This window comes from Micromonospora sp. ABR4_055 (assembly GCF_056160425.1).
Genome location: NZ_JBSWXD010000038.1, coordinates 1 through 17,862 on the forward strand (window position 1 = coordinate 1; position 17,862 = coordinate 17,862).

General features: G+C 70.1%; 18 protein-coding genes. 14 read left to right on the forward strand and 4 right to left on the reverse strand.

The window, feature by feature from the left end; translation table 11 throughout:
* The first annotated feature begins 55 nt into the window (after window positions 1-55).
* Together ACXAHD_RS11630 and ACXAHD_RS11635 are read left to right on the forward strand one after the other, a co-directional pair.
* Window positions 56-619, forward strand: a complete 564-nt coding sequence (locus ACXAHD_RS11630) for an adenine phosphoribosyltransferase (RefSeq protein ID WP_281554487.1) — start codon at window positions 56-58, stop codon at window positions 617-619.
* Window positions 620-799: 180 nt separating this feature from the next.
* A complete protein-coding gene (locus ACXAHD_RS11635) occupies window positions 800-3,271 on the forward strand; it encodes a RelA/SpoT family protein (protein ID WP_281555548.1) in 2,472 nt (823 codons plus the stop codon).
* A 91-nt stretch (window positions 3,272-3,362) separates the two neighbouring features.
* Here the strand turns inward: ACXAHD_RS11635 and ACXAHD_RS11640 are convergent, their stop codons facing one another.
* Both ACXAHD_RS11640 and ACXAHD_RS11645 read right to left on the reverse strand, forming a co-directional pair.
* A complete protein-coding gene (locus ACXAHD_RS11640; protein WP_282230386.1) occupies window positions 3,363-4,193 on the reverse strand; it encodes a peptidylprolyl isomerase in 831 nt (276 codons plus the stop codon).
* A gap of 35 nt (window positions 4,194-4,228) precedes the next feature.
* Window positions 4,229-5,179: a peptidylprolyl isomerase gene (locus ACXAHD_RS11645; RefSeq protein WP_475050345.1), complete on the reverse strand. Its 951-nt coding sequence runs from the start codon at window positions 5,177-5,179 to the stop codon at window positions 4,229-4,231.
* A gap of 304 nt (window positions 5,180-5,483) precedes the next feature.
* On the opposite strand from ACXAHD_RS11645, the gene ACXAHD_RS11650 reads away from it, so the two are divergent.
* The 8 genes from ACXAHD_RS11650 (at window position 5,484) to urtE (ending at window position 13,572) form a co-directional block, all read left to right on the forward strand.
* Window positions 5,484-6,200, forward strand: a complete 717-nt coding sequence (locus ACXAHD_RS11650) for an MBL fold metallo-hydrolase (protein ID WP_281554490.1) — start codon at window positions 5,484-5,486, stop codon at window positions 6,198-6,200.
* A 16-nt stretch (window positions 6,201-6,216) separates the two neighbouring features.
* On the forward strand, window positions 6,217-7,548 hold the full coding sequence (gene hisS / locus ACXAHD_RS11655) for a histidine--tRNA ligase (RefSeq protein ID WP_281554491.1): 1,332 nt from the start codon (window positions 6,217-6,219) through the stop codon (window positions 7,546-7,548).
* A 180-nt stretch (window positions 7,549-7,728) separates the two neighbouring features.
* On the forward strand, window positions 7,729-8,646 hold the full coding sequence (locus ACXAHD_RS11660; protein ID WP_281555549.1) for an acyl-ACP desaturase: 918 nt from the start codon (window positions 7,729-7,731) through the stop codon (window positions 8,644-8,646).
* A 281-nt stretch (window positions 8,647-8,927) separates the two neighbouring features.
* A complete protein-coding gene (gene urtA, locus ACXAHD_RS11665; protein WP_475050349.1) occupies window positions 8,928-10,103 on the forward strand; it encodes an urea ABC transporter substrate-binding protein in 1,176 nt (391 codons plus the stop codon).
* A gap of 34 nt (window positions 10,104-10,137) precedes the next feature.
* Window positions 10,138-11,013 (forward strand): urea ABC transporter permease subunit UrtB, encoded by an 876-nt coding sequence (urtB, locus tag ACXAHD_RS11670; RefSeq protein ID WP_475050352.1) that lies wholly within the window; start codon window positions 10,138-10,140, stop codon window positions 11,011-11,013.
* Window positions 11,010-12,104 carry an urea ABC transporter permease subunit UrtC gene (urtC, locus tag ACXAHD_RS11675; RefSeq protein WP_475050354.1) on the forward strand — a complete coding sequence of 365 codons (1,095 nt, stop codon included), beginning with the start codon at window positions 11,010-11,012 and terminating at the stop codon, window positions 12,102-12,104. Before urtB ends, urtC begins: the two co-directional genes overlap by 4 nt.
* Window positions 12,101-12,874 (forward strand): urea ABC transporter ATP-binding protein UrtD, encoded by a 774-nt coding sequence (gene urtD / locus ACXAHD_RS11680; RefSeq protein WP_475050356.1) that lies wholly within the window; start codon window positions 12,101-12,103, stop codon window positions 12,872-12,874. Before urtC ends, urtD begins: the two co-directional genes overlap by 4 nt.
* A 5-nt stretch (window positions 12,875-12,879) precedes the next feature.
* Complete coding sequence (gene urtE, locus ACXAHD_RS11685) at window positions 12,880-13,572, forward strand: urea ABC transporter ATP-binding subunit UrtE (RefSeq protein ID WP_475050402.1); 693 nt, start codon at window positions 12,880-12,882, stop codon at window positions 13,570-13,572.
* 19 nt (window positions 13,573-13,591) lie between these two features.
* Here urtE and ACXAHD_RS11690 read toward each other — a convergent pair whose 3' ends face one another.
* Window positions 13,592-14,146, reverse strand: coding sequence for a PaaI family thioesterase (locus ACXAHD_RS11690; RefSeq protein WP_475050359.1), 555 nt, complete (start codon window positions 14,144-14,146; stop codon window positions 13,592-13,594).
* A 117-nt stretch (window positions 14,147-14,263) separates the two neighbouring features.
* Between ACXAHD_RS11690 and ACXAHD_RS11695 the strand changes: the two genes are divergently transcribed.
* Genes ACXAHD_RS11695 through ACXAHD_RS11710 form a run of 4 tightly spaced genes read left to right on the forward strand, consistent with a single transcriptional unit; the run spans window position 14,264 to window position 17,161 of the window.
* Entirely contained in the window at window positions 14,264-14,848 is a 585-nt protein-coding gene (locus ACXAHD_RS11695) for an IS607 family transposase (protein ID WP_421362964.1), read from the forward strand.
* Window positions 14,845-16,230, forward strand: coding sequence for an IS607 family element RNA-guided endonuclease TnpB (tnpB, locus tag ACXAHD_RS11700; protein ID WP_475050362.1), 1,386 nt, complete (start codon window positions 14,845-14,847; stop codon window positions 16,228-16,230). The genes ACXAHD_RS11695 and tnpB overlap by 4 nt, the downstream gene beginning before the upstream one ends.
* Window positions 16,231-16,232: 2 nt before the next feature.
* Window positions 16,233-16,730 (forward strand): winged helix-turn-helix transcriptional regulator, encoded by a 498-nt coding sequence (locus ACXAHD_RS11705; protein ID WP_421362968.1) that lies wholly within the window; start codon window positions 16,233-16,235, stop codon window positions 16,728-16,730.
* Window positions 16,731-16,768: 38 nt separating this feature from the next.
* Window positions 16,769-17,161 carry a VOC family protein gene (locus ACXAHD_RS11710; RefSeq protein WP_475050366.1) on the forward strand — a complete coding sequence of 131 codons (393 nt, stop codon included), beginning with the start codon at window positions 16,769-16,771 and terminating at the stop codon, window positions 17,159-17,161.
* A 16-nt stretch (window positions 17,162-17,177) separates the two neighbouring features.
* Here the strand turns inward: ACXAHD_RS11710 and ACXAHD_RS11715 are convergent, their stop codons facing one another.
* Window positions 17,178-17,831 carry a response regulator gene (locus ACXAHD_RS11715; protein ID WP_421372077.1) on the reverse strand — a complete coding sequence of 218 codons (654 nt, stop codon included), beginning with the start codon at window positions 17,829-17,831 and terminating at the stop codon, window positions 17,178-17,180.
* Window positions 17,832-17,862 lie beyond the last annotated feature (31 nt).

Consider the following 17,862-nt stretch of genomic DNA (forward strand, 5'->3'; position numbering starts at 1 on the left):
CGGCGACACGCCGCCGGAACACCACCGGTCTCACCCGGCACGGAAAGGGCGGAAGGTGACGGAGACCGAGGCAGTGATCGTCGGGGACAGCGGTGCCGAGACGGCCGCGTTGGTGGCCAGTCGGGTGATCGACGTACCGGACTTCCCCAAACCCGGCATCGTATTCAAGGACCTGATGCCGCTGTTCGCCGACGGGCCGGCGTTCCGGGAGATCACCGACCGGATCATCGCCCACCACGGAGCGGACTCCTTCGACGTGGTCGCCGGCATCGAGGCGCGTGGGTTCGTGCTGGCGGCGGCGATCGCGTACGCCACCGGCACCGGGGTGGTCCCGGTCCGCAAGGCCGGCAAGCTGCCCCGGGCATCGTTCTCCGCCTCGTACGCGTTGGAGTACGGCGAGGCGGTCCTGGAGGTGCATCAGGACGCCTTCACGGTCGGTCAGCGGGTCCTGGTGGTCGACGACGTGCTGGCCACCGGCGGAACCGCCGCCGCCACGCTGGACCTGGTCGACCGGGCCGGGGGAACGGTGATCGGCTTCACCGTCCTGCTGGAGCTGGGATTCCTCGCCGGGCGGGACCGGCTCGCGCCCCGGTCGGTGCACGCCATGTGGCGGGTGTGAGCCGGCCGACGGGCAGCTCGGCCGCCGGGCGCAGCACCGGCCGGACGGGTAATATTGCGGTCCCTGTCAGTCAGGGGCGCTGTCTCCTGGCTAGCGCGGTAGCAGCTCAGCCCGATACGGTCGGCTGAGTTCCGGCAGAGGTGAGGGAGGCCGGTGTCCCCCGACGTCGTCGCTCCTTCCATGGAGGGCACTGTGCATCCGACTGGCGAGGTCAACCCCACTGGGGGCGTGACCAACGGCGAGGCACCCGGTTCTGCCGTCAATCCGGGCGGCCCCGACGTCGCCGGTGACCGCAGCGCGGCACCCCCGGCGGCGAACGGTGCGACAGCTGCGGCGGCGAACGGTGCGGGCGACCACGCCGGCGCGGGCGCGGCCGGCACTGGTTTCGCGTTCAACGGTGCGCCGACCGGGCGTCGGGTACGGGCCCGGCTGGCCCGGTTCAACGCGCCCTGGCAGGCGCCGCACATCCCCGAGGTGCTGGAACCGCTGATCGCCACCCACCAGCAGAGCCACCCGAAGGCCGACCCACGGGTGCTGCAGCGGGCCTTCGAGATGGCCTCCAAGTGGCACTCCGGGCAGTACCGCAAGTCCGGCGATCCGTACATCACGCATCCGTTGGCGGTTGCCACCATCCTCGCCAATCTCGGCATGGACACCACGACGCTGGTCGCCGCGCTGCTGCACGACACGATCGAGGACACTGATTACACCCTCGACGAGATGCGCGCCGACTTCGGTGGTGAGGTGGCGCTGCTGGTCGACGGGGTCACCAAGCTCGACCGGGTCAAGCTGGGCGACGCGGCCAAGGCCGAGACCATCCGCAAGATGGTGGTGGCGATGGCGAAGGACCCCCGGGTCCTGGTGATCAAGCTCGCCGACCGGCTGCACAACATGCGGACGCTGACCTTCCTGCCCAAGGCGAAGCAGGAGCAGAAGGCCAAGGAGACCCTGGAGATCCTGGCGCCGCTGGCCCACCGGCTCGGTATGAACACCGTCAAGTGGGAGCTGGAGGATCTGGCATTCGGCACGCTGTTCCCGAAACGGTACGAGGAGATCAACCGGCTGATCGGGGAACACCAGCCGCAGCGCGACACCCAGCTGCGCAAGGTGACCCAGAAGGTGCAGGTCGACCTGCGCGCCGCGAAGGTCAGGGCGGAGGTCACCGGCCGGCCGAAGCACCTCTACTCGATCTACCAGAAGATGATTGTCCGGGGGCGGGACTTCAACGACATCTACGACCTGGTCGGCGTACGCATCCTGGTCGACACGGTCCGCGACTGCTACGCGGCGCTCGGCGTGATCCACGCGAACTGGCAGCCGGTCCCCGGCCGGTTCAAGGACTACATCGCGATGCCGAAGTTCAACATGTACCAGTCGCTGCACACCACGGTGATCGGGCCCACCGGCAAGCCGGTGGAGATGCAGATCCGCACCTACGCGATGCACCGTACCGCCGAGTTCGGCATCGCCGCGCACTGGAAGTACAAGGAGCAGAAGGGCGCCACCGTCGTCGGCCCGCCGGCGCACATCGACGAGATGACCTGGCTGCGGCAACTGCTCGACTGGCAGCGGGAGGCGAGCGATCCGAGCGAGTTCCTCGACGCGCTGCGCTTCGACCTGTCCAGCCAGGAGGTTTACGTCTTCACCCCCAAGGGCGACGTGATCCCGCTGCCCACCAGTTCCACCCCGGTCGACTTCGCCTACGCCGTGCACACCGAGGTGGGGCACAAGTGCATCGGGGCGCGGGTCAACGGCAAGCTGGTGCCATTGGAATCGACGCTGTCCAACGGCGACGTCATCGAGATCTTCACCTCCAAGTCGGCGACCGCCGGCCCGACCCAGGACTGGCTGGGCTTCGTCAAGAGCCCTCGGGCCCGCACCAAGATCCGGCAGTACTTCAACAAGGAACGCCGCGAGGAGGCAATCGAGACGGGCAAGGACGCGATCGCCAAGGCGATGCGCAAGCAGGGCATGCCGTTGCAGCGGATGCTCACCACGGACTCGCTGATGGCGATCGCCCGCGACCTGCACCTGGCCGACGTCGCCGCGCTGTACGCGGCGGTCGGCGACAGCCAGGTGTCCGCGCAGTCGGTGGTGCAGCGGCTGATGGTCAGCCTCGGCGGCGAGGAAGGGGCCGCCGAGGACCTGGCCGAGTCGGCCGTCGCAACCCGCCCGCCCCGGGCACGGCACAACGGCGCCGACCCCGGCGTGGTGGTACGCGGGGTCACCGACGTCTGGATCAAACTGGCCCGCTGCTGTACCCCGGTCCCGCCGGACACGGTGTTCGGCTTCGTCACCCGGTCCGGCGGCGTCAGCGTGCACCGCGACGACTGCTTCAATGCGGCCGAGCTCAAGGCGCAACAGGAACGGCTGGTCGAGGTCACCTGGAAGTTGACCTCGGCGTCGACGTTCCTCGTCGCCATCCAGGTTGAGGCGCTCGACCGGCACAAGCTGCTGGCTGACGTGACCAGGGTGCTCTCCGAGGAGCGGGTGAACATTCTCTCGGCGACCGTGACCACCACCCGGGACCGGGTGGCGGTCAGCCGCTTCTCGTTCGAGATGGCCGACCCGAAGCACCTTGGCCATCTGCTCAACGCGGTCCGCAAGGTCGACGGCGTCTTCGACGCCTACCGGGTCACCTCCGGCACCTGACAAGAAGGCGCCAGGGCATCGGGTAATGCCCTGGCGCACTGGTACCGGCTCAGCGGGGTCGGCGGCGTTGCCGGCCACCGAGGCCCGTGGACTACTGCGGCTCGCTCACCGTCAACGAGTTGATCAGAATGTCGTTGTTGGGGTGGCCGCCGCCGGGGGACGGCTCGAACGCACCGTCGTGACCGGCCTCGGTGGCCTCCTGGATGACGTCGAGGCCCTCGACGACCCGGCCGAGCACGGTGTAGTCCGGGCTGAGCTCGACGTCCTGGTAGATGAAGAAGAACTGGCTGCCGTTGGTGTCCGGGCCGCTGTTGGCCATCGCCACCACCCCGGCCGGGTAGGCGGGCCGGTCGTCGACCGGCAGGTTCTCGTTGGCGAACTGGTAGCCGGGCCCGCCGGTGCCGTCGGTGTCCCGGTAGCCTTCGCCGCTGGCGCTCGGGTCACCGCACTGCAGCATGCCGGGGAACATCCGGTGGCACTTGGTGTTGTCCCAGAACTGCTGGCTGGCCAGGTGGCTGAAGCTGGCCGCCGTGCACGGCACCTCAGCCAGGTCCATCTCCACCTGGATCTCACCGAAGTTGGTGTCCAGGGTCATCACCTGGGTGCCGGTGTCCGGCGGCGTGGTGGTCGGCGGCACACCGACGTCCACGGTCGTCTCACGGCGCTGCTCGGCGGGGATCTCGTTCCACACGCAGGTCACGCCGGCGTCGGCACCGTCGGCCTGGGGCGTGGTCTCGCTCTCGTCGTCCCCGAGGCTGGCGACCAGCCACACCGTGCCCGCGGCCACGAGCAGCAGGGCGACGCCGGCACCGATGCTGGCCTGCAACTGGCGGCGCTTGCGGGCCGCCTCGGCGCGCTGGGCCATCTCCTTTTCAAGGCGGGCCCGAGCCGCGGCACGCTGCCGCTCCCTGGTCGACGTCACGGTGGATCCTCCTGGATTCGGGTTGTCTGGTCTGGTCAGGACTGGCCGGCGGTGCCGTCGGTGCCCTCCGCGTCCGGCTCGGTGGCCGACGGGTCGGTGGTGGCCGGTGCCGAGGTGCTCGGGTCGGTCGACGGGGTCGCCTCGGTCTCGTCGGCCCCGATCGGCTCGCCGACGGTCAGGCTCTGGATGACCACGTCGGTCTCCGGCTTCACCTGGGCGCCGGCAGCGTTGTTCACCAGTGGGAGAGCGCCGATCGCCTCGACCGTGTCCATCCCCGAGGTCACCTTCCCGATGATCGGGTACGAGGGGAACTCGGTGGTGTAGTCCTCGAAGAAGATCTTGAACTGGCTGCCGTTGGTGCCCTGCGGCACGCCGACCGCAGCGACCGTGCCGGCCGGGTAGAGCGGCGGATGGTCGGCCAGCTCCTGCGTCGGGTCGGCCGACGGGTCCAGCTGCGGCGAGACCGGCACGTTCTCGCTGAAGTACGAGTACGTCGGCCCGCCCTGTCCGGTGCCGCTCGGGTCGCCGCACAGGATCGCGCCCTCGTCGGTGATCTCGTGGCAGGTCGTGTCGTCGAAGAAGTTGCGGCTGGCCAGGTGGGCGAAGTTGGCGGCGGCGCATGGCGCGGCGGCGAGGTCGAGCTCGACGGTGATCGGCTCGCCCTGGTTGGTGGTGATCGTCATCGGCTGGACCCCCTGGTTCGGCGGGTCGGTGGTTTCCGGCATGCCGACGTCGGTGAGGTTGCTGTTGGCGGCCGGGTCCTGCGGGGTCCAGGTGCAGATGCCCGCAGCCTCCGGGGTCTCCGGCTCGCCGTCGAAGGCGCCGAGCGCCCAGGCCGAGCCGCCGGCGATGAGCAGCAGCGCGAGGCCGGCGCCCACGCCGGCGCGGATCCGCCGCTTGCGCCGGGCCGCGGCGGCACGCCGGGCCATCTGCCGGTCAAGCTTCGCCCGCGCCAACTTGCGCTGCCGGTCCCTACTGGAGGCCACCCGCGCTCCCCTTTCCTGATCATCCCTGCGCCGTGCGGCGGGTCGGTACGTGTCCTGCGGAGGGCGTGCCGGACCCGGGCGCCTTTGCGGTGCGCCACGCCACACGCCCGCAAGAGTGTACGGGTATCGGCTGGGAAATTGTTGTACGAGGTCCGCTCTGTATCCAATTGGAGATCATCGCTGCCGTCGCGGACTGGGTGGGGCCGGCAGGTGTGCCACGGCGGCCCCGCGTGTCGCGGCGGCTAGGCTCGACCCGGAGACGATTCCGGCGGCCCGCGCGGGCCGGCCGACGGAGAGGAGAGGCGTGCTCATCACCGGCTTCCCGGCGCAGGCGTTCGGCACCAACTGCTACGTGGTGGCCGCCGGGCCGGGCGAGCAGTGCGTCGTCGTCGACCCCGGCATCGGGGTGCTCGACGACCTGGACCAGGTGCTGGCCGAGCACCGGCTGCATCCGGCGGCGGTGCTGCTCACCCACGGCCATCTCGACCACACCTTCTCGGTCGCGCCGGTCTGCGGCACGCGTGGCATCACCGCGTACGTGCATCCGGGTGACCGGGAGATGCTGGCCGACCCGGCGAAAGGCCTGTCGACGGACCTGGCGGCGATGTTCGGCGGCCGGCTGCCGTACAGCGAACCGGACGACGTCGCCGAGCTGACCGACGGCGCCACGCTGACGCTGGCCGGGTTGGAGATCAGCGTCGACCATGCCCCTGGCCACACCGGCGGTTCGGTGCTGTTCCGGCTGCCCGGCGCAGACTCGCCCTGGGAGGCCGAGCAGGTCTGTCTCTCCGGCGACGTGCTGTTCGCCGGTTCGATCGGCCGCACCGACCTGCCCGGTGGCAGCATGGCGACGATGATGACCAGCCTGCGGGACAAGGTGCTGCCGTTGGCCGACGACACCGTGGTGCTGCCCGGCCACGGTCCGGCCACCACCATCGGCCGGGAGCGTGTGAGCAACCCCTATCTGCACGAGGCCGCCGGCAGCGGCAACGCCGTGCCGGCCCGCCGTACCGGACTGTGACGACGAGGATGTACCGATGAGCAAGCCCAGGCCGATCTCCGGCTTCCCGGAGTGGTCGCCCCCGCAGCGGATGATCGAGCAGTACGTCATCGACCGGCTGCGGCACACCTTCGAGCTGTACGGCTTCGCCCCGCTGGAGACCCGCGCGGTGGAGCCGCTGGACCAGCTGCTGCGCAAGGGGGAGACCTCCAAGGAGGTCTACCTGCTGCGCCGGTTGCAGGCCGAGCCGGGTGCCGAGGTCGGTGACGACGCCCTCGGGCTGCACTTCGATCTGACCGTGCCGTTCGCCCGCTACGTGCTGGAGAACGCCGGCAAGCTGCAGTTCCCGTTCCGCCGCTACCAGATCCAGAAGGTGTGGCGGGGGGAGCGGCCGCAGGAGGGCCGCTACCGGGAGTTCCTGCAGGCCGACATCGACATCGTTGACCGCGACGAGCTGGCCCCGCACCACGAGGCGGAGCTGCCGCTGGTCATCGGGGACGCGCTGGCGAGTCTGCCGATCCCGCCGGTGCGGATCCAGGTCAACAACCGCAAGGTCTGCGAAGGCTTCTACCGGGGGATCGGGTTGACCGATCCGGACGCGGCGCTGCGGGCGATCGACAAGCTGGACAAGGTCGGCCCGCAGCGGGTGGCCGAGCTGCTGGCCGAGACGGCCGGTGCCAGCGACAGCCAGGCCAAGGCCTGCCTGTCGCTGGCGGAGATCTCGGCACCGGACGCCTCGGTCGCCGACGCGGTGCGTGGTCTCGGCGTCGAGCACCCGCTGCTCGACGAAGGGCTCACCGAGCTTGTGGCGGTGCTGGAGACGGCCGCCGCGCACTCGCCCGGCCTGTGCGTGGCAGACCTGCGGATCGCCCGGGGTCTGGACTACTACACCGGTACGGTCTACGAGACCCAGCTACAGGGGTACGAGCGGTTCGGCTCGATCTGCTCGGGTGGCCGCTACGACGATCTCGCCTCGGCCGGCGCGGACCGCTTCCCGGGCGTCGGGATCTCGATCGGGGTGTCCCGGCTGCTGGGGCTGCTGTTCGGCGCCGACGCGTTGGCGATCTCCCGGCCGGTGCCGACCTGCGTGCTGGTGGCGTTGCCGGCCGAGTCTGGCCGGCCGGCCGGCAACCGGGTGGCCGACGCGCTGCGTCGGCGGGGGATCGCCACCGAGGTGTCACCGTCGGCTGCCAAGTTCGGCAAGCAGATCCGGTACGCGCAGCGCCGCGACATCCCGTACGTCTGGTTCCTCGGGGTCGACGGTGAGTCGGACAGTGTCAAGGACATCCGCTCGGGGGATCAGGTGCCGGCGGCCGCGGACGCCTGGTCACCGCCGTCGGCGGACCTCCAGCCGACGGTGACCGGCTGACAGTGACGCGGCCGATGGCGACTTGCCTGGTCGACATAGCGGACATACGGCGGCGATTGCCGCAAAGATCATCCGGGAAAGTGGCGGTGCGGCCCGACATAACCTACGGTTGCGTAAGTTACGCTGTCGTAGGTTACCCCGGTAGGGAGAACGTCGTTGACCGTCGCCGCCACCACCCCGATGTCCCAGACCGCGCTGCTCGTCGAGCTCGAACCGGTGGTCGCCGAGAACCTTGACCGGCACCTCGGCCTGGCCAAGGAGTGGTTCCCGCACGAGTACGTGCCGTGGAGCGACGGGCGGACCTTCGACGGCCTGCTCGGCGGCGAACCGTGGTCGCCGGAGGACTCGCAGATCCCGGACGTCGCCCGTACCGCGCTGATCGTCAACCTGCTCACCGAGGACAACCTGCCCTCGTACCACCGCGAGATCGCCACCCTGTTCGGTCGCGACGGTGCCTGGGGCACCTGGGTGCACCGGTGGACCGCCGAGGAGGGCCGGCACGGCACCGCCATCCGGGACTACCTGACCGTCACCCGGGCGGTCGATCCGGTCGCGCTGGAGCGGGCCCGGATGGTGCACATGTCCAACGGGTACGCCAACCAGCACGACGACGAGGTGCTGCACTCGCTGGCGTACGTGTCGTTCCAGGAGCTGGCTACCCGGATCTCGCACCGCAACACCGGTCGGGCCACCGGTGACCCGCTCTGCGAGCGGTTGCTGGCCCGGGTCGCCGCTGACGAGAACCTGCACATGATGTTCTACCGAAACCTGCTCGGCGCGGCGTTCGAGCTGGCGCCGAGTCAGGCGATGCGGGCGGTGGCCGACGTGGTCGCCGACTTCCAGATGCCGGGCGTGGGCATCGAGGGCTTCGCCCGCAAGTCGGTGGCGATCGCCATGGCCGGCATCTACGACCTGCGTCAGCACCGCGACGAGGTGCTCGCGCCGGTGCTGCGCCAGTGGGACATCTGGAATGTCACCGGGCTGGACGCCGACGGCGAGTCGGCCCGTGACCAGATCGCCGCGCAGATGACTCAACTGGACACCGCCGCGTCCCGGTTCGAGGCCCGGCGGGAGGAGCGGCGCGCCCGCGGCCGGTAAGTGCCGTCGCGGCGCTTCAGGAACGATGAGTGCGGGTCCCGTGGCTGGTCGGCCACGGGACCTTCGTCGTATGTGGTCCGTCCACCGTGTCCGTCCGATCTAGCGACCGCACAGCCGTTCAGGTTCGTTGTGAGACGGGCTTAACGCGTTGGAAATCGATGGGTCGAGATTCATGAAACCCGGCGTACCTACGTTTCGTGGCACCACGACTTCGGCTGAAGGGGAGTTGGATGCCACGACGCTTCCGGGGCGGCCTCGCCGCACTCTGTATACTGTCGACATTGGTTGCCGCGACCGCCTGTGCGGAGGACCCCACGTCCTCGGCCGGTGGCGGCGGTGACTCCGACACCATCAAGGTCGGTATCCTGCACTCGCTGAGCGGCACCATGGCGATCAGTGAGGTCACCGTACGCGACGCAGAGTTGCTCGCGATCGAGGAGATCAACGCCGCCGGTGGCGTGCTGGGTAAGCAGATCGAACCCGTCGTCGAGGACGGCGCGTCGGACTGGCCCACCTTCGCCGAGAAGGCGCAGAAGCTCATATCCCAGGACAAGGTCGCCACCGTCTTCGGTGGCTGGACGTCGGCCAGCCGCAAGGCGATGCTGCCGGTCTTCGAGCGCAACAAGGCGCTGTTGTGGTACCCGGTGCAGTACGAAGGGCTGGAGAGCTCCGAGTACATCTTCTACACCGGGGCCACCACCAACCAGCAGATCGTCCCGGCCCTGGACTACCTCGCCGAGCAGGGCCACAAGACGCTCTTCCTGGTCGGCAGCGACTACGTCTTCCCGCGTACCGCTAACAAGATCATCACCGCGTACGCCGAGGCCAACGGCATGCAGATCGTCGGCGAGGAGTACACGCCGCTGGGCCACACCGAGTACAGCACCGTGGTCAACAAGCTGCAGCAGGCCCAGCCCGACGCGGTGTTCAACACCCTCAACGGCGACAGCAACGTCGCCTTCTTCAAGCAGTTGACCAGCGTCGGAGTCACCGCCGAGACGATGCCGACCGTGTCGGTCAGCGTCGCCGAGGAGGAGGTCGTCGGCATCGGCCCGGACAACGTCGCCGGCCACCTGGTGGCCTGGAACTACTACCAGACCACCGAAGGCGAGCGGAACACCGCCTTCGTCGAGGCCTTCAAGGCCGAGTACGGGGCGGAGAAGGTCACCTCCGACCCGATGGAGGCCGGCTACAACGCGGTCTACCTGTGGGCGGCGGCGGTCGAAGCGGCCGGCAGCACCGACGTCGAGGCGGTCAAGGAGGCCGCCGGCGGGATCAGCATCGAGGCACCGGAGGGCACGGTCACCATCGATGGCGACAACCAGCACGTCTACAAGACGGCCCGGATCGGCGTGGTGCAGCCCGACGGCCAGATCCAGGAGGTGTGGAACTCCGGCGAACCGATCAAGCCGGACCCGTACCTGACCGGCTACGACTGGGCCGAAGGCCTGTCGTAACAGACTAGTAAACAAGCGGAGGGAGGTGCCCGCCATGGCGGTACTCAACCAACTGGTCATCGGCGCGAGCATCGGAGCGGTGCTGCTCCTGATCGCGCTGGGACTGACGTTCACCTTCGGACAGATGGGCGTCATCAACATGGCCCACGGGGAGTTCATCCTGGCGGGCGCCTACACCGCGTACATGATGCAGGGGCTGGTCGGGGCGCAGGCCGTCCCGGCCGCCCTGCCGGTCGCGTTCCTCACCGCCGGCACCATGGGTCTGATCCTGGAACGCCTGGTGATCCGGCGGTTCTACGGCCGGCCGCTGGACACCCTGCTGCTCACCTTCGGCGTCAGCCTGATCCTGCAGCAACTGGCCCGGGACATCTTCGGCGCGCCCAACGTGCAGGTCACCGCACCCGGCTGGCTCACCGGCGGGCTCGACGTGGCCGGCGTACAGCTGCCGTACAACCGGATCTTCATCATGGCACTCGCGGTCGGCTGCGTGGTGGCGATCTCGCTCTACCTCAGCAAACTGTCGTACGGCCGGCGGATGCGGGCGGTGATGCAGAACCGCGAGCTGGCCGCGGTGACCGGGGTGGCCACCCAGCGGGTCGACCAGCTCACCTTCTTCATCGGCTCCGGCCTGGCCGGCGTCGCCGGGGTGGCGCTGACCCTGATCGGCCCGGTCGGGCCGTCGCTGGGCACCTACTACATCGTGGACGCGTTCCTCGTCGTCGTCGCCGGGGGACTCGGACAGCTGCGCGGGGCGGTGATCGCGGCGGTCGCCCTCGGCGCGATCAACAGCTTCGTCGAATTCTGGACCGATGCGAGCCTGGCCAAGGTGGTGGTCTTCGCAGTGATCGTGGCCTTCCTCCAGTTCCGTCCGCAGGGCATGTTCGTCCTCCGTTCCCGGGCGCTGACATGAGCGCCGCCCGGACGACCACCCCCGCCAACGGGGCCCGGCCGGCCACCCGCTGGCCCGGACCGGTCGGTTTCGTCGCCGTCGGAGTGCTGCTGCTGGTGGTGGCACCGCTGGTGCTCAGCCCGTTCCGGCTCGACCTGCTCGCCAAGTACCTCTGCTACGCGATCGTCGCGGTCGGCATCTACCTGGCCTGGGGGCGCGGCGGCATGCTGACCCTCGGCCAGGGCGTGTTCTTCGGCCTCGGCGGCTACGCGATGGGCATGCACCTCAAACTCGCCGACGCCGGCGAGGGCAACCTGCCCGACTTCATGGTGTGGAGCGGGGTGGAGACCCTACCGGCCATCTGGGGGCCGTTCCGCAGCCCGGCGTTCGCCCTGGTCATGGTGGTCGTGCTGCCCACCGTGGTGGCGCTGATCCTGGGCACCCTGGTGTTCCGCCAACGGGTGCGCGGTGCCTACTTCGCCGTACTGTCCCAGGCCCTGGCCGCCGCGTTCGTGATCCTGCTGGTCGGCCAGCAGGGCCTCACCGGCGGCACCAACGGCCTGACCAACGTGCAGTTCTTCTTCGGCCTCGACCTGTACGACCCGACGCAGAAACGGATCGTCTACTACGTCGCGGTCGGCGCGCTCGGCCTGGTCTTCCTCGCCGCCTGGCAGCTCACCCACTCCCGGTTCGGCAAGCTGCTGGTCGCCATCCGCGACGGTGAGGACCGGGTCCGCTTCCTCGGCTACGACCCGGCCGTGGTGAAGACCATCGTGTACGCGCTGTCGGCGGCCATGGCCGGGATCGCCGGCGCGCTGTTCGTGCCGGTGGTCGGCATCCTCGGCCCGGCCGACCTCGGCGTGGTGCCGTCCATCGAGATGCTGGTCGCGGTCGCCATCGGTGGGCGGTTCTCGCTGGTCGGCGCGGTCGGCGGGGCGATCCTGTTCAACTACGGCAGTACCGTGCTCAGCGAACAGTGGCCGTCCGGCTGGCTCTACCTGCTCGGCGGCCTGTTCATCGCGGTGATGATGTGGGCGCCGCGCGGCCTCGCCGGGCTGCTCGCCGACGGCTGGGCGGCGGTGCGGCACCGGGTCGGGGGTGCGAAACCATGAGCGGCAAGCTGGAGGTACGCGGCCTCGACGTCGTCTTCGACGGCTTCCGGGCGATCAGCGACCTCGACCTGACCGTCGAGCCGGGGGAGCTGCGCTTCCTGATCGGCCCCAACGGTGCCGGCAAGACCACCCTGATCGACGTGGTCACCGGCCGGACCCGGCCGGCATCCGGCTCGGTGCGGTTCAACGGCCAGGAGCTGGTCGGCCGCCGTGAGCACCGGATCGTCCGGCTCGGCATCGGCCGGACCTTCCAGACGTCGGTGGTCTTCGAGCAGCTCACCGTGCTGGAGAACCTCGACCTGGCGGCCAGCTTCCGCCGGCGGATGGTCGGCCTGCTGCGCCGCCGGCGCGGTGTCTCCGACCAGGTGTCCCGGGCGCTGGACACCACCGGTCTTGCCGACCTGGCGTACCGGCCGGCCGGGGTGCTCTCCCACGGGCAGCGGCAGTGGCTCGAGATCGGCATGCTGATCGTGCAGCAGCCCAGTCTGCTGCTGCTCGACGAGCCGGTGGCCGGGATGAGCCGCAGCGAGCGGGACCGCACCGGTGAGCTGCTGCGCGAGGTCGCCAAGGACCACACCGTGATGGTGATCGAGCACGACATGGAGTTCCTGCGCCGGTTCGCCAGCACCGTCACCGTGCTGCACGAGGGCAAACTGCTCTGCGAGGGCACCGTCGCGCAGGTGCAGGCCGACCCGCGCGTCCAGCAGGTCTACCTCGGCCGGGCCCGGGAGGAAACCACCGAACCCCTCGTCCAGGAGGCGTCGTCGTGACCGCCATGTTGACCGTCGAGTCGCTCGACGTCGCGTACGGCCGGGCCCAGGTGCTGTTCGGGGTCGACCTGCAGGCACCGGTCGGTGCCCTGGTCTGTGTGATGGGCCGTAACGGGGTCGGCAAGACCACGCTGCTGAAGGCGATCACCGGGGTGCTGCCGGTGCGCGCCGGCAGGGTGATCTTCGAAGGCCGCGACATCACCAAGCTGCGTACCCACGAACGGGTGCGGCTCGGGCTCGGCTACGTCCCGCAGGGCCACGAGACGTTCCCGCAGCTGACCGTCGCCGAGAACCTGCAGGTGGCGGTCGAGGCGGCGCGGACCGACAAGTCGGCGGTCGACGAGGCGCTGGACCTGTTCCCGGCGCTGCGCGGGCTGCTGCGCCGCCGGGCCGGGTTCCTCTCCGGCGGCCAGCAGCAGCAGTTGGCGATCGCCCGAGCCCTGGTCACCCGGCCGAAGATGCTGCTGCTCGACGAGCCGACCGAAGGCATCCAGCCGTCGATCATCATCGAGATCGAGGAGGCGATCGAACGGCTGCACACCGAGGCCGGGCTGGCGATCCTGCTGGTCGAGCAGTACCTCGAACTGGCGCTGCGGCTGGCCGACCGGTTCGTCGTCCTCGACGCCGGCGAGGTGGTCCGGGCCGGCGACAAGGCGGACCTGCGCGACGAGTCGGTGCGCCAACTGCTGTCGGTGTGACCCGGCCGGCTGGGCGGTCTCAGGTCGTCGGCGGGAGCTCGAACAGCAGGCAGGACGAGGTGGCGTGGGCGGCCAGCCGGCCGGCGGCGTCGGTCAGCTTCGCCTCGGCGTACGCGGTGCGCCGCCCGCGCTGCACCACGGTGCCCTCGCAGCGCAGCGTGCCCGAGGCGAGCGTCACCGGGCGCAGGAACTTCACGTTCAGGTCGATCGAGGTGTAGCTCGTCCCGGCCGGCAGCACGGAGTGCACCGCGCAGCCGGCCGCGGTGTCCAGCAGGGTCGAGAGGATGCCGCCGTGCACCGTGCCCAGGGCGTTGTAGTGGAACTCCTGCGGGGTCAGCACGGTGACCACCCGGCCGTGCTCGGGCTCCAACCCTTCGAGGCCCAGCATCACCATCACCGGCGGGGCCGGGATCTCACCGGACGCCATCGCCCGCAGCTGGCCCAGCCCGTCGAGGCCGTTCAACGCCGCCAGCCGCACCGTGGCGGGGTCGGTCCACGAGAAGGTGCGACTGCGCTGCGCCGCGTCCCGCTGCGGCTGCGCGTCCGACTGCGACGGCTGCTGAGTCTGAGTCATGGACGCAGACTGGCAGTCGGTTGCTAGGTCTGTCAACGAGACCTAGCCTGGTCGGGGTAGTTATCTGCTGCCGTCCTGGGCATCTTTGGTGATCTTGAGGCTGCTATGGTGTTCGATGTGAACTTGAAGGAGTGGGCGGCGTCGCAGGGCATCGCGTACATCACCGCTCGTCGGCAGTACGCGGCCGGGACGCTGCCCGTTCCCACGTACCGGCTCGGCCGCCTGATCATGGTCGGTGACCCGCTCGCTGCTGCCACGACTGCCGCTGGGCAGGTCGTGGTGTACGCCCGGGTGTCGTCCGCGGACCAGACAGCGGACCTGGATCGGCAGGTCGCCCGGGTCACGGTGTGGGCAACCAGCCAGCGACTGTCGGTGTCTCGGGTGGTAACTGAGGTGGGGTCCGGGTTGGACGGGCATCGCGGGAAGTTCCTGGCTCTGCTCCGTGACCCGGCTGTGTCGACGATCGTGGTGGAACACCGGGACCGTTTCGTCCGCTTCGGTGCTGAGTATGTCGAGGCGGCGCTTGCCGCGCAGGGCCGGCGCCTGCTGGTTGTCGACCCGGCCGGGGTGGACGGCGACCTAGTCGGTGACGTGACGGAGGTCCTCACCTCGTTGTGTGCTCGCCTGTACGGGCGTCGAGGGGCGGCGGACCGGGCCCGTCGGGCTGTCGAAGCTGCCACCGGAGCGGGTGGGCCGGTGTGAAGACGATTCAGGCGTACCGGTTCGCTCTGGACCTTACCCCGGGCCAGGAACGCGCGGTGCTGGCGCATGCCGGGGCGGCGCGGGTGGCGTACAACTGGGCGCTCGCGCGGGTGAAGGCGGTGATGGACCAGCGGGCTGCCGAGCGTTCGTACGGTGTCGGCGACGATCGGCTGACCCCGGCGGTGTCGTGGTCGTTGCCCGCGTTGCGTAAGGCGTGGAACGCGGCCAAGCCTGCCGTGGCGCCGTGGTGGCCGGAGGTGTCCAAGGAGGCGTTCAACACCGGCCTGGATGCCCTGGCCCGCGGGTTGGCCAACTGGGCCGGTTCCCGCTCGGGTACGCGGGCCGGCCGTCTGGTCGGGTTTCCCCGGTTCAGGTCCCGCCGTCGGTCGACGCCGAGCGTTCGGTTCACCACCGGCGCGATCCGCGTCGAGCCGGACCGCAGACATGTGGTGCTGCCCCGACTGGGCCAGCTGAAGGTGCACGAGTCCACGCGCAAACTCGCCCGCCGGGTAGAGGCCGGCACCGCCCGGATCATGTCCGCGACCGTGCGACGCGACGGCGGGCGCTGGCACGTCGCGTTCACCGTCGAAGTCGAGCGCGCAGAACGCAGCCCGGCCCGACCGGACTCGGTGGTGGGTGTGGACGTCGGTATCCGGCATCTCGCGGTGCTGTCCACCGGCGAACTGGTGCCGAACCCGCGACACCTTGTCGGCGCGCGGTCCCGGCTGCGGGCACTCGGCCGGACCCTGTCGCGCCGGCAAGGCCCGGACCGGCGTACCGGCCGGCGTCCGTCGAACCGGTGGCAGCGCGCATCCGCCCGCCTCGGTCGGGCACACGCCCGGGTCGCTCGTCTGCGCCGCGACGGGCTGCACAAGCTCACCAGCCGACTGACCCGCGAGCACGGCACGGTCGTGGCCGAAGACCTCCATGTGGCCGGGATGCTGGCCAACCGCAGGCTCGCCCGGCACATCACCGACGCCGGATTCGCCGAACTGCGACGGCAACTGGCGTACAAGACCGGATGGAACGGCGGCAGGCTGCTCGTGGCCGACCGCTGGTACCCCTCCTCGAAAACCTGCTCGGGCTGCGGCGCGGTGAAAACCAAGCTGGCCCTGTCCGAGCGTGAGTACCGCTGTGCGGCGTGCGGCCTGGTCATCGACCGCGACCACAACGCCGCGCGTAACCTGGCCGCCCTGGCCGTTGAGTACGACACCGCCGGGAGTGGCCCGGTGGCAGCACGTGGAGCCGACCAGAAGACCCGCGTACGCGGGCAGGTGGCTGCGAAGCGTGAACCCGGCACGGCAACGCCGGTCAGACCGGGACCGTCCCACCGCAAGGCGGGACTACCAACCGTGTGCTCACTAGAGCGCACTGAGAGGTAACGGTGAGACCTACCGCACTCGACTGGTCCATCGACAACTGCACCATCGCCCGCACCATGGAGATCCTCGGCGAGCGGTGGACCATCGTCGTGCTCCGCGAGGTCTTCAACGGCGTACGGCGTTTCGACCAGATGCGCGAACGCACCGGCGTTCCCCGCCAGGTGCTGACCAACCGGCTCGCCATGCTGGTCGACCAGGGCCTGCTGCGTCGGCACCCGTACCAGGAGCCGGGGGAGCGGCAACGCTACGAGTACCGCCTCACCGGCAAAGGTCTCGACCTGTGGCCGGTGCTGATCGCCCTGCTGCAGTGGGGTGACCGGTACTGCGCCGACCCTGACGGCTCGGCGCTGGCCGTGACCCACCGCGACTGCGGCGCCGAGGTCGGCGTGACCATGCGCTGCGCCGCCGGCCACGACCTGGCCGGCCCCCGCGACGCCCTGCCCCGCCCCGGCCCCGGTGCCCGCCTGCGCACCCCCGCAGCCCCGGCACCTGACGCCTAACGCCTGACGCCTGACGCCTGACGGCCTACGCTGCGGGCGTGCACATCTCGCTCACCGCGATCGTCGTCGACGACTACGACCCGGCCATCGCGTTCTTCACCAGCGTCCTCGGATTCGAACTGGTCGAGGACTCCCCGTCGACGACCAACGACGGCCGCCCCAAACGGTGGGTGGTGGTGCGCCCGCCCGGTGCCGAGACCGGTCTGCTGCTGGCCCGCGCCGACGGCGACGCCCAACGGGCGGCGGTCGGCAACCAGGCCGCCGGCCGGGTCGGGTTCTTCCTGCGGGTCGACGACTTCGACGCCGCGTACCAGCGGATGACCGACCACGACGTGCGGTTCGTGACCGCGCCGCGCACCGAACCGTACGGCCGGGTCGTGGTCTTCCTCGACATCGCCGGCAACCGGTGGGACCTGATCGGCCCGGCCTGAACGGGTCGCTTTCTGCTCAGCCGAGCAGGCCGTGGTGCAGGGCGCGCAGCACCGCGCGGGTGCGGTCGCGGGTGCCCAACTTCAGCAGTACGGCCGACACGTGGTTCTTGACGGTGCCCTCGGCGAGGAACAGCGCCTCGGCGATCTCCCGGTTGCTGTAGCCGGTCGCGATCAGCCGCAGCACCTCACGTTCACGATCGGTCAGCTCCTGGATCGGCGGGGCGTCGCGGTCCACGGCGACCGGCACGTCACCGGCGGCGACCGCCCGCAGCAGCCGGTCGGTGATCGCCGGCTGGATCAGCGTGCCACCGGCGGCGAGCGTGCGGACCGCGCCGATCAGCTGTTCGAGGGTGACGTCCTTGAGCAGGTAGCCCCGTGCCCCGGCGCGCAACGCCCGCAGCACGAGTTCGTCGTCGTCGAACGTGGTCAACACCAGCACCGGTACGTCGACCCCACGTTCCTGTAACGTCCGCAGCGCCCAGATCCCGTCCTGGCCCGGCATCCGCAGATCGAGCAGGACCACATCCGGGCGGTGCCGCTCGACCGCCGAGACTGCCGTCTGCCCGTCGTCGGCCTCGGCGACCACGACGACGTCGTCGGCCAGTTCCAGCAGGCTGCGGATGCCCTGCCGGACCAGGGTCTGATCGTCGACGACGCAGACGTTGATCACGCGGCCGTCAGGCATGCGGTCATCGGTTACA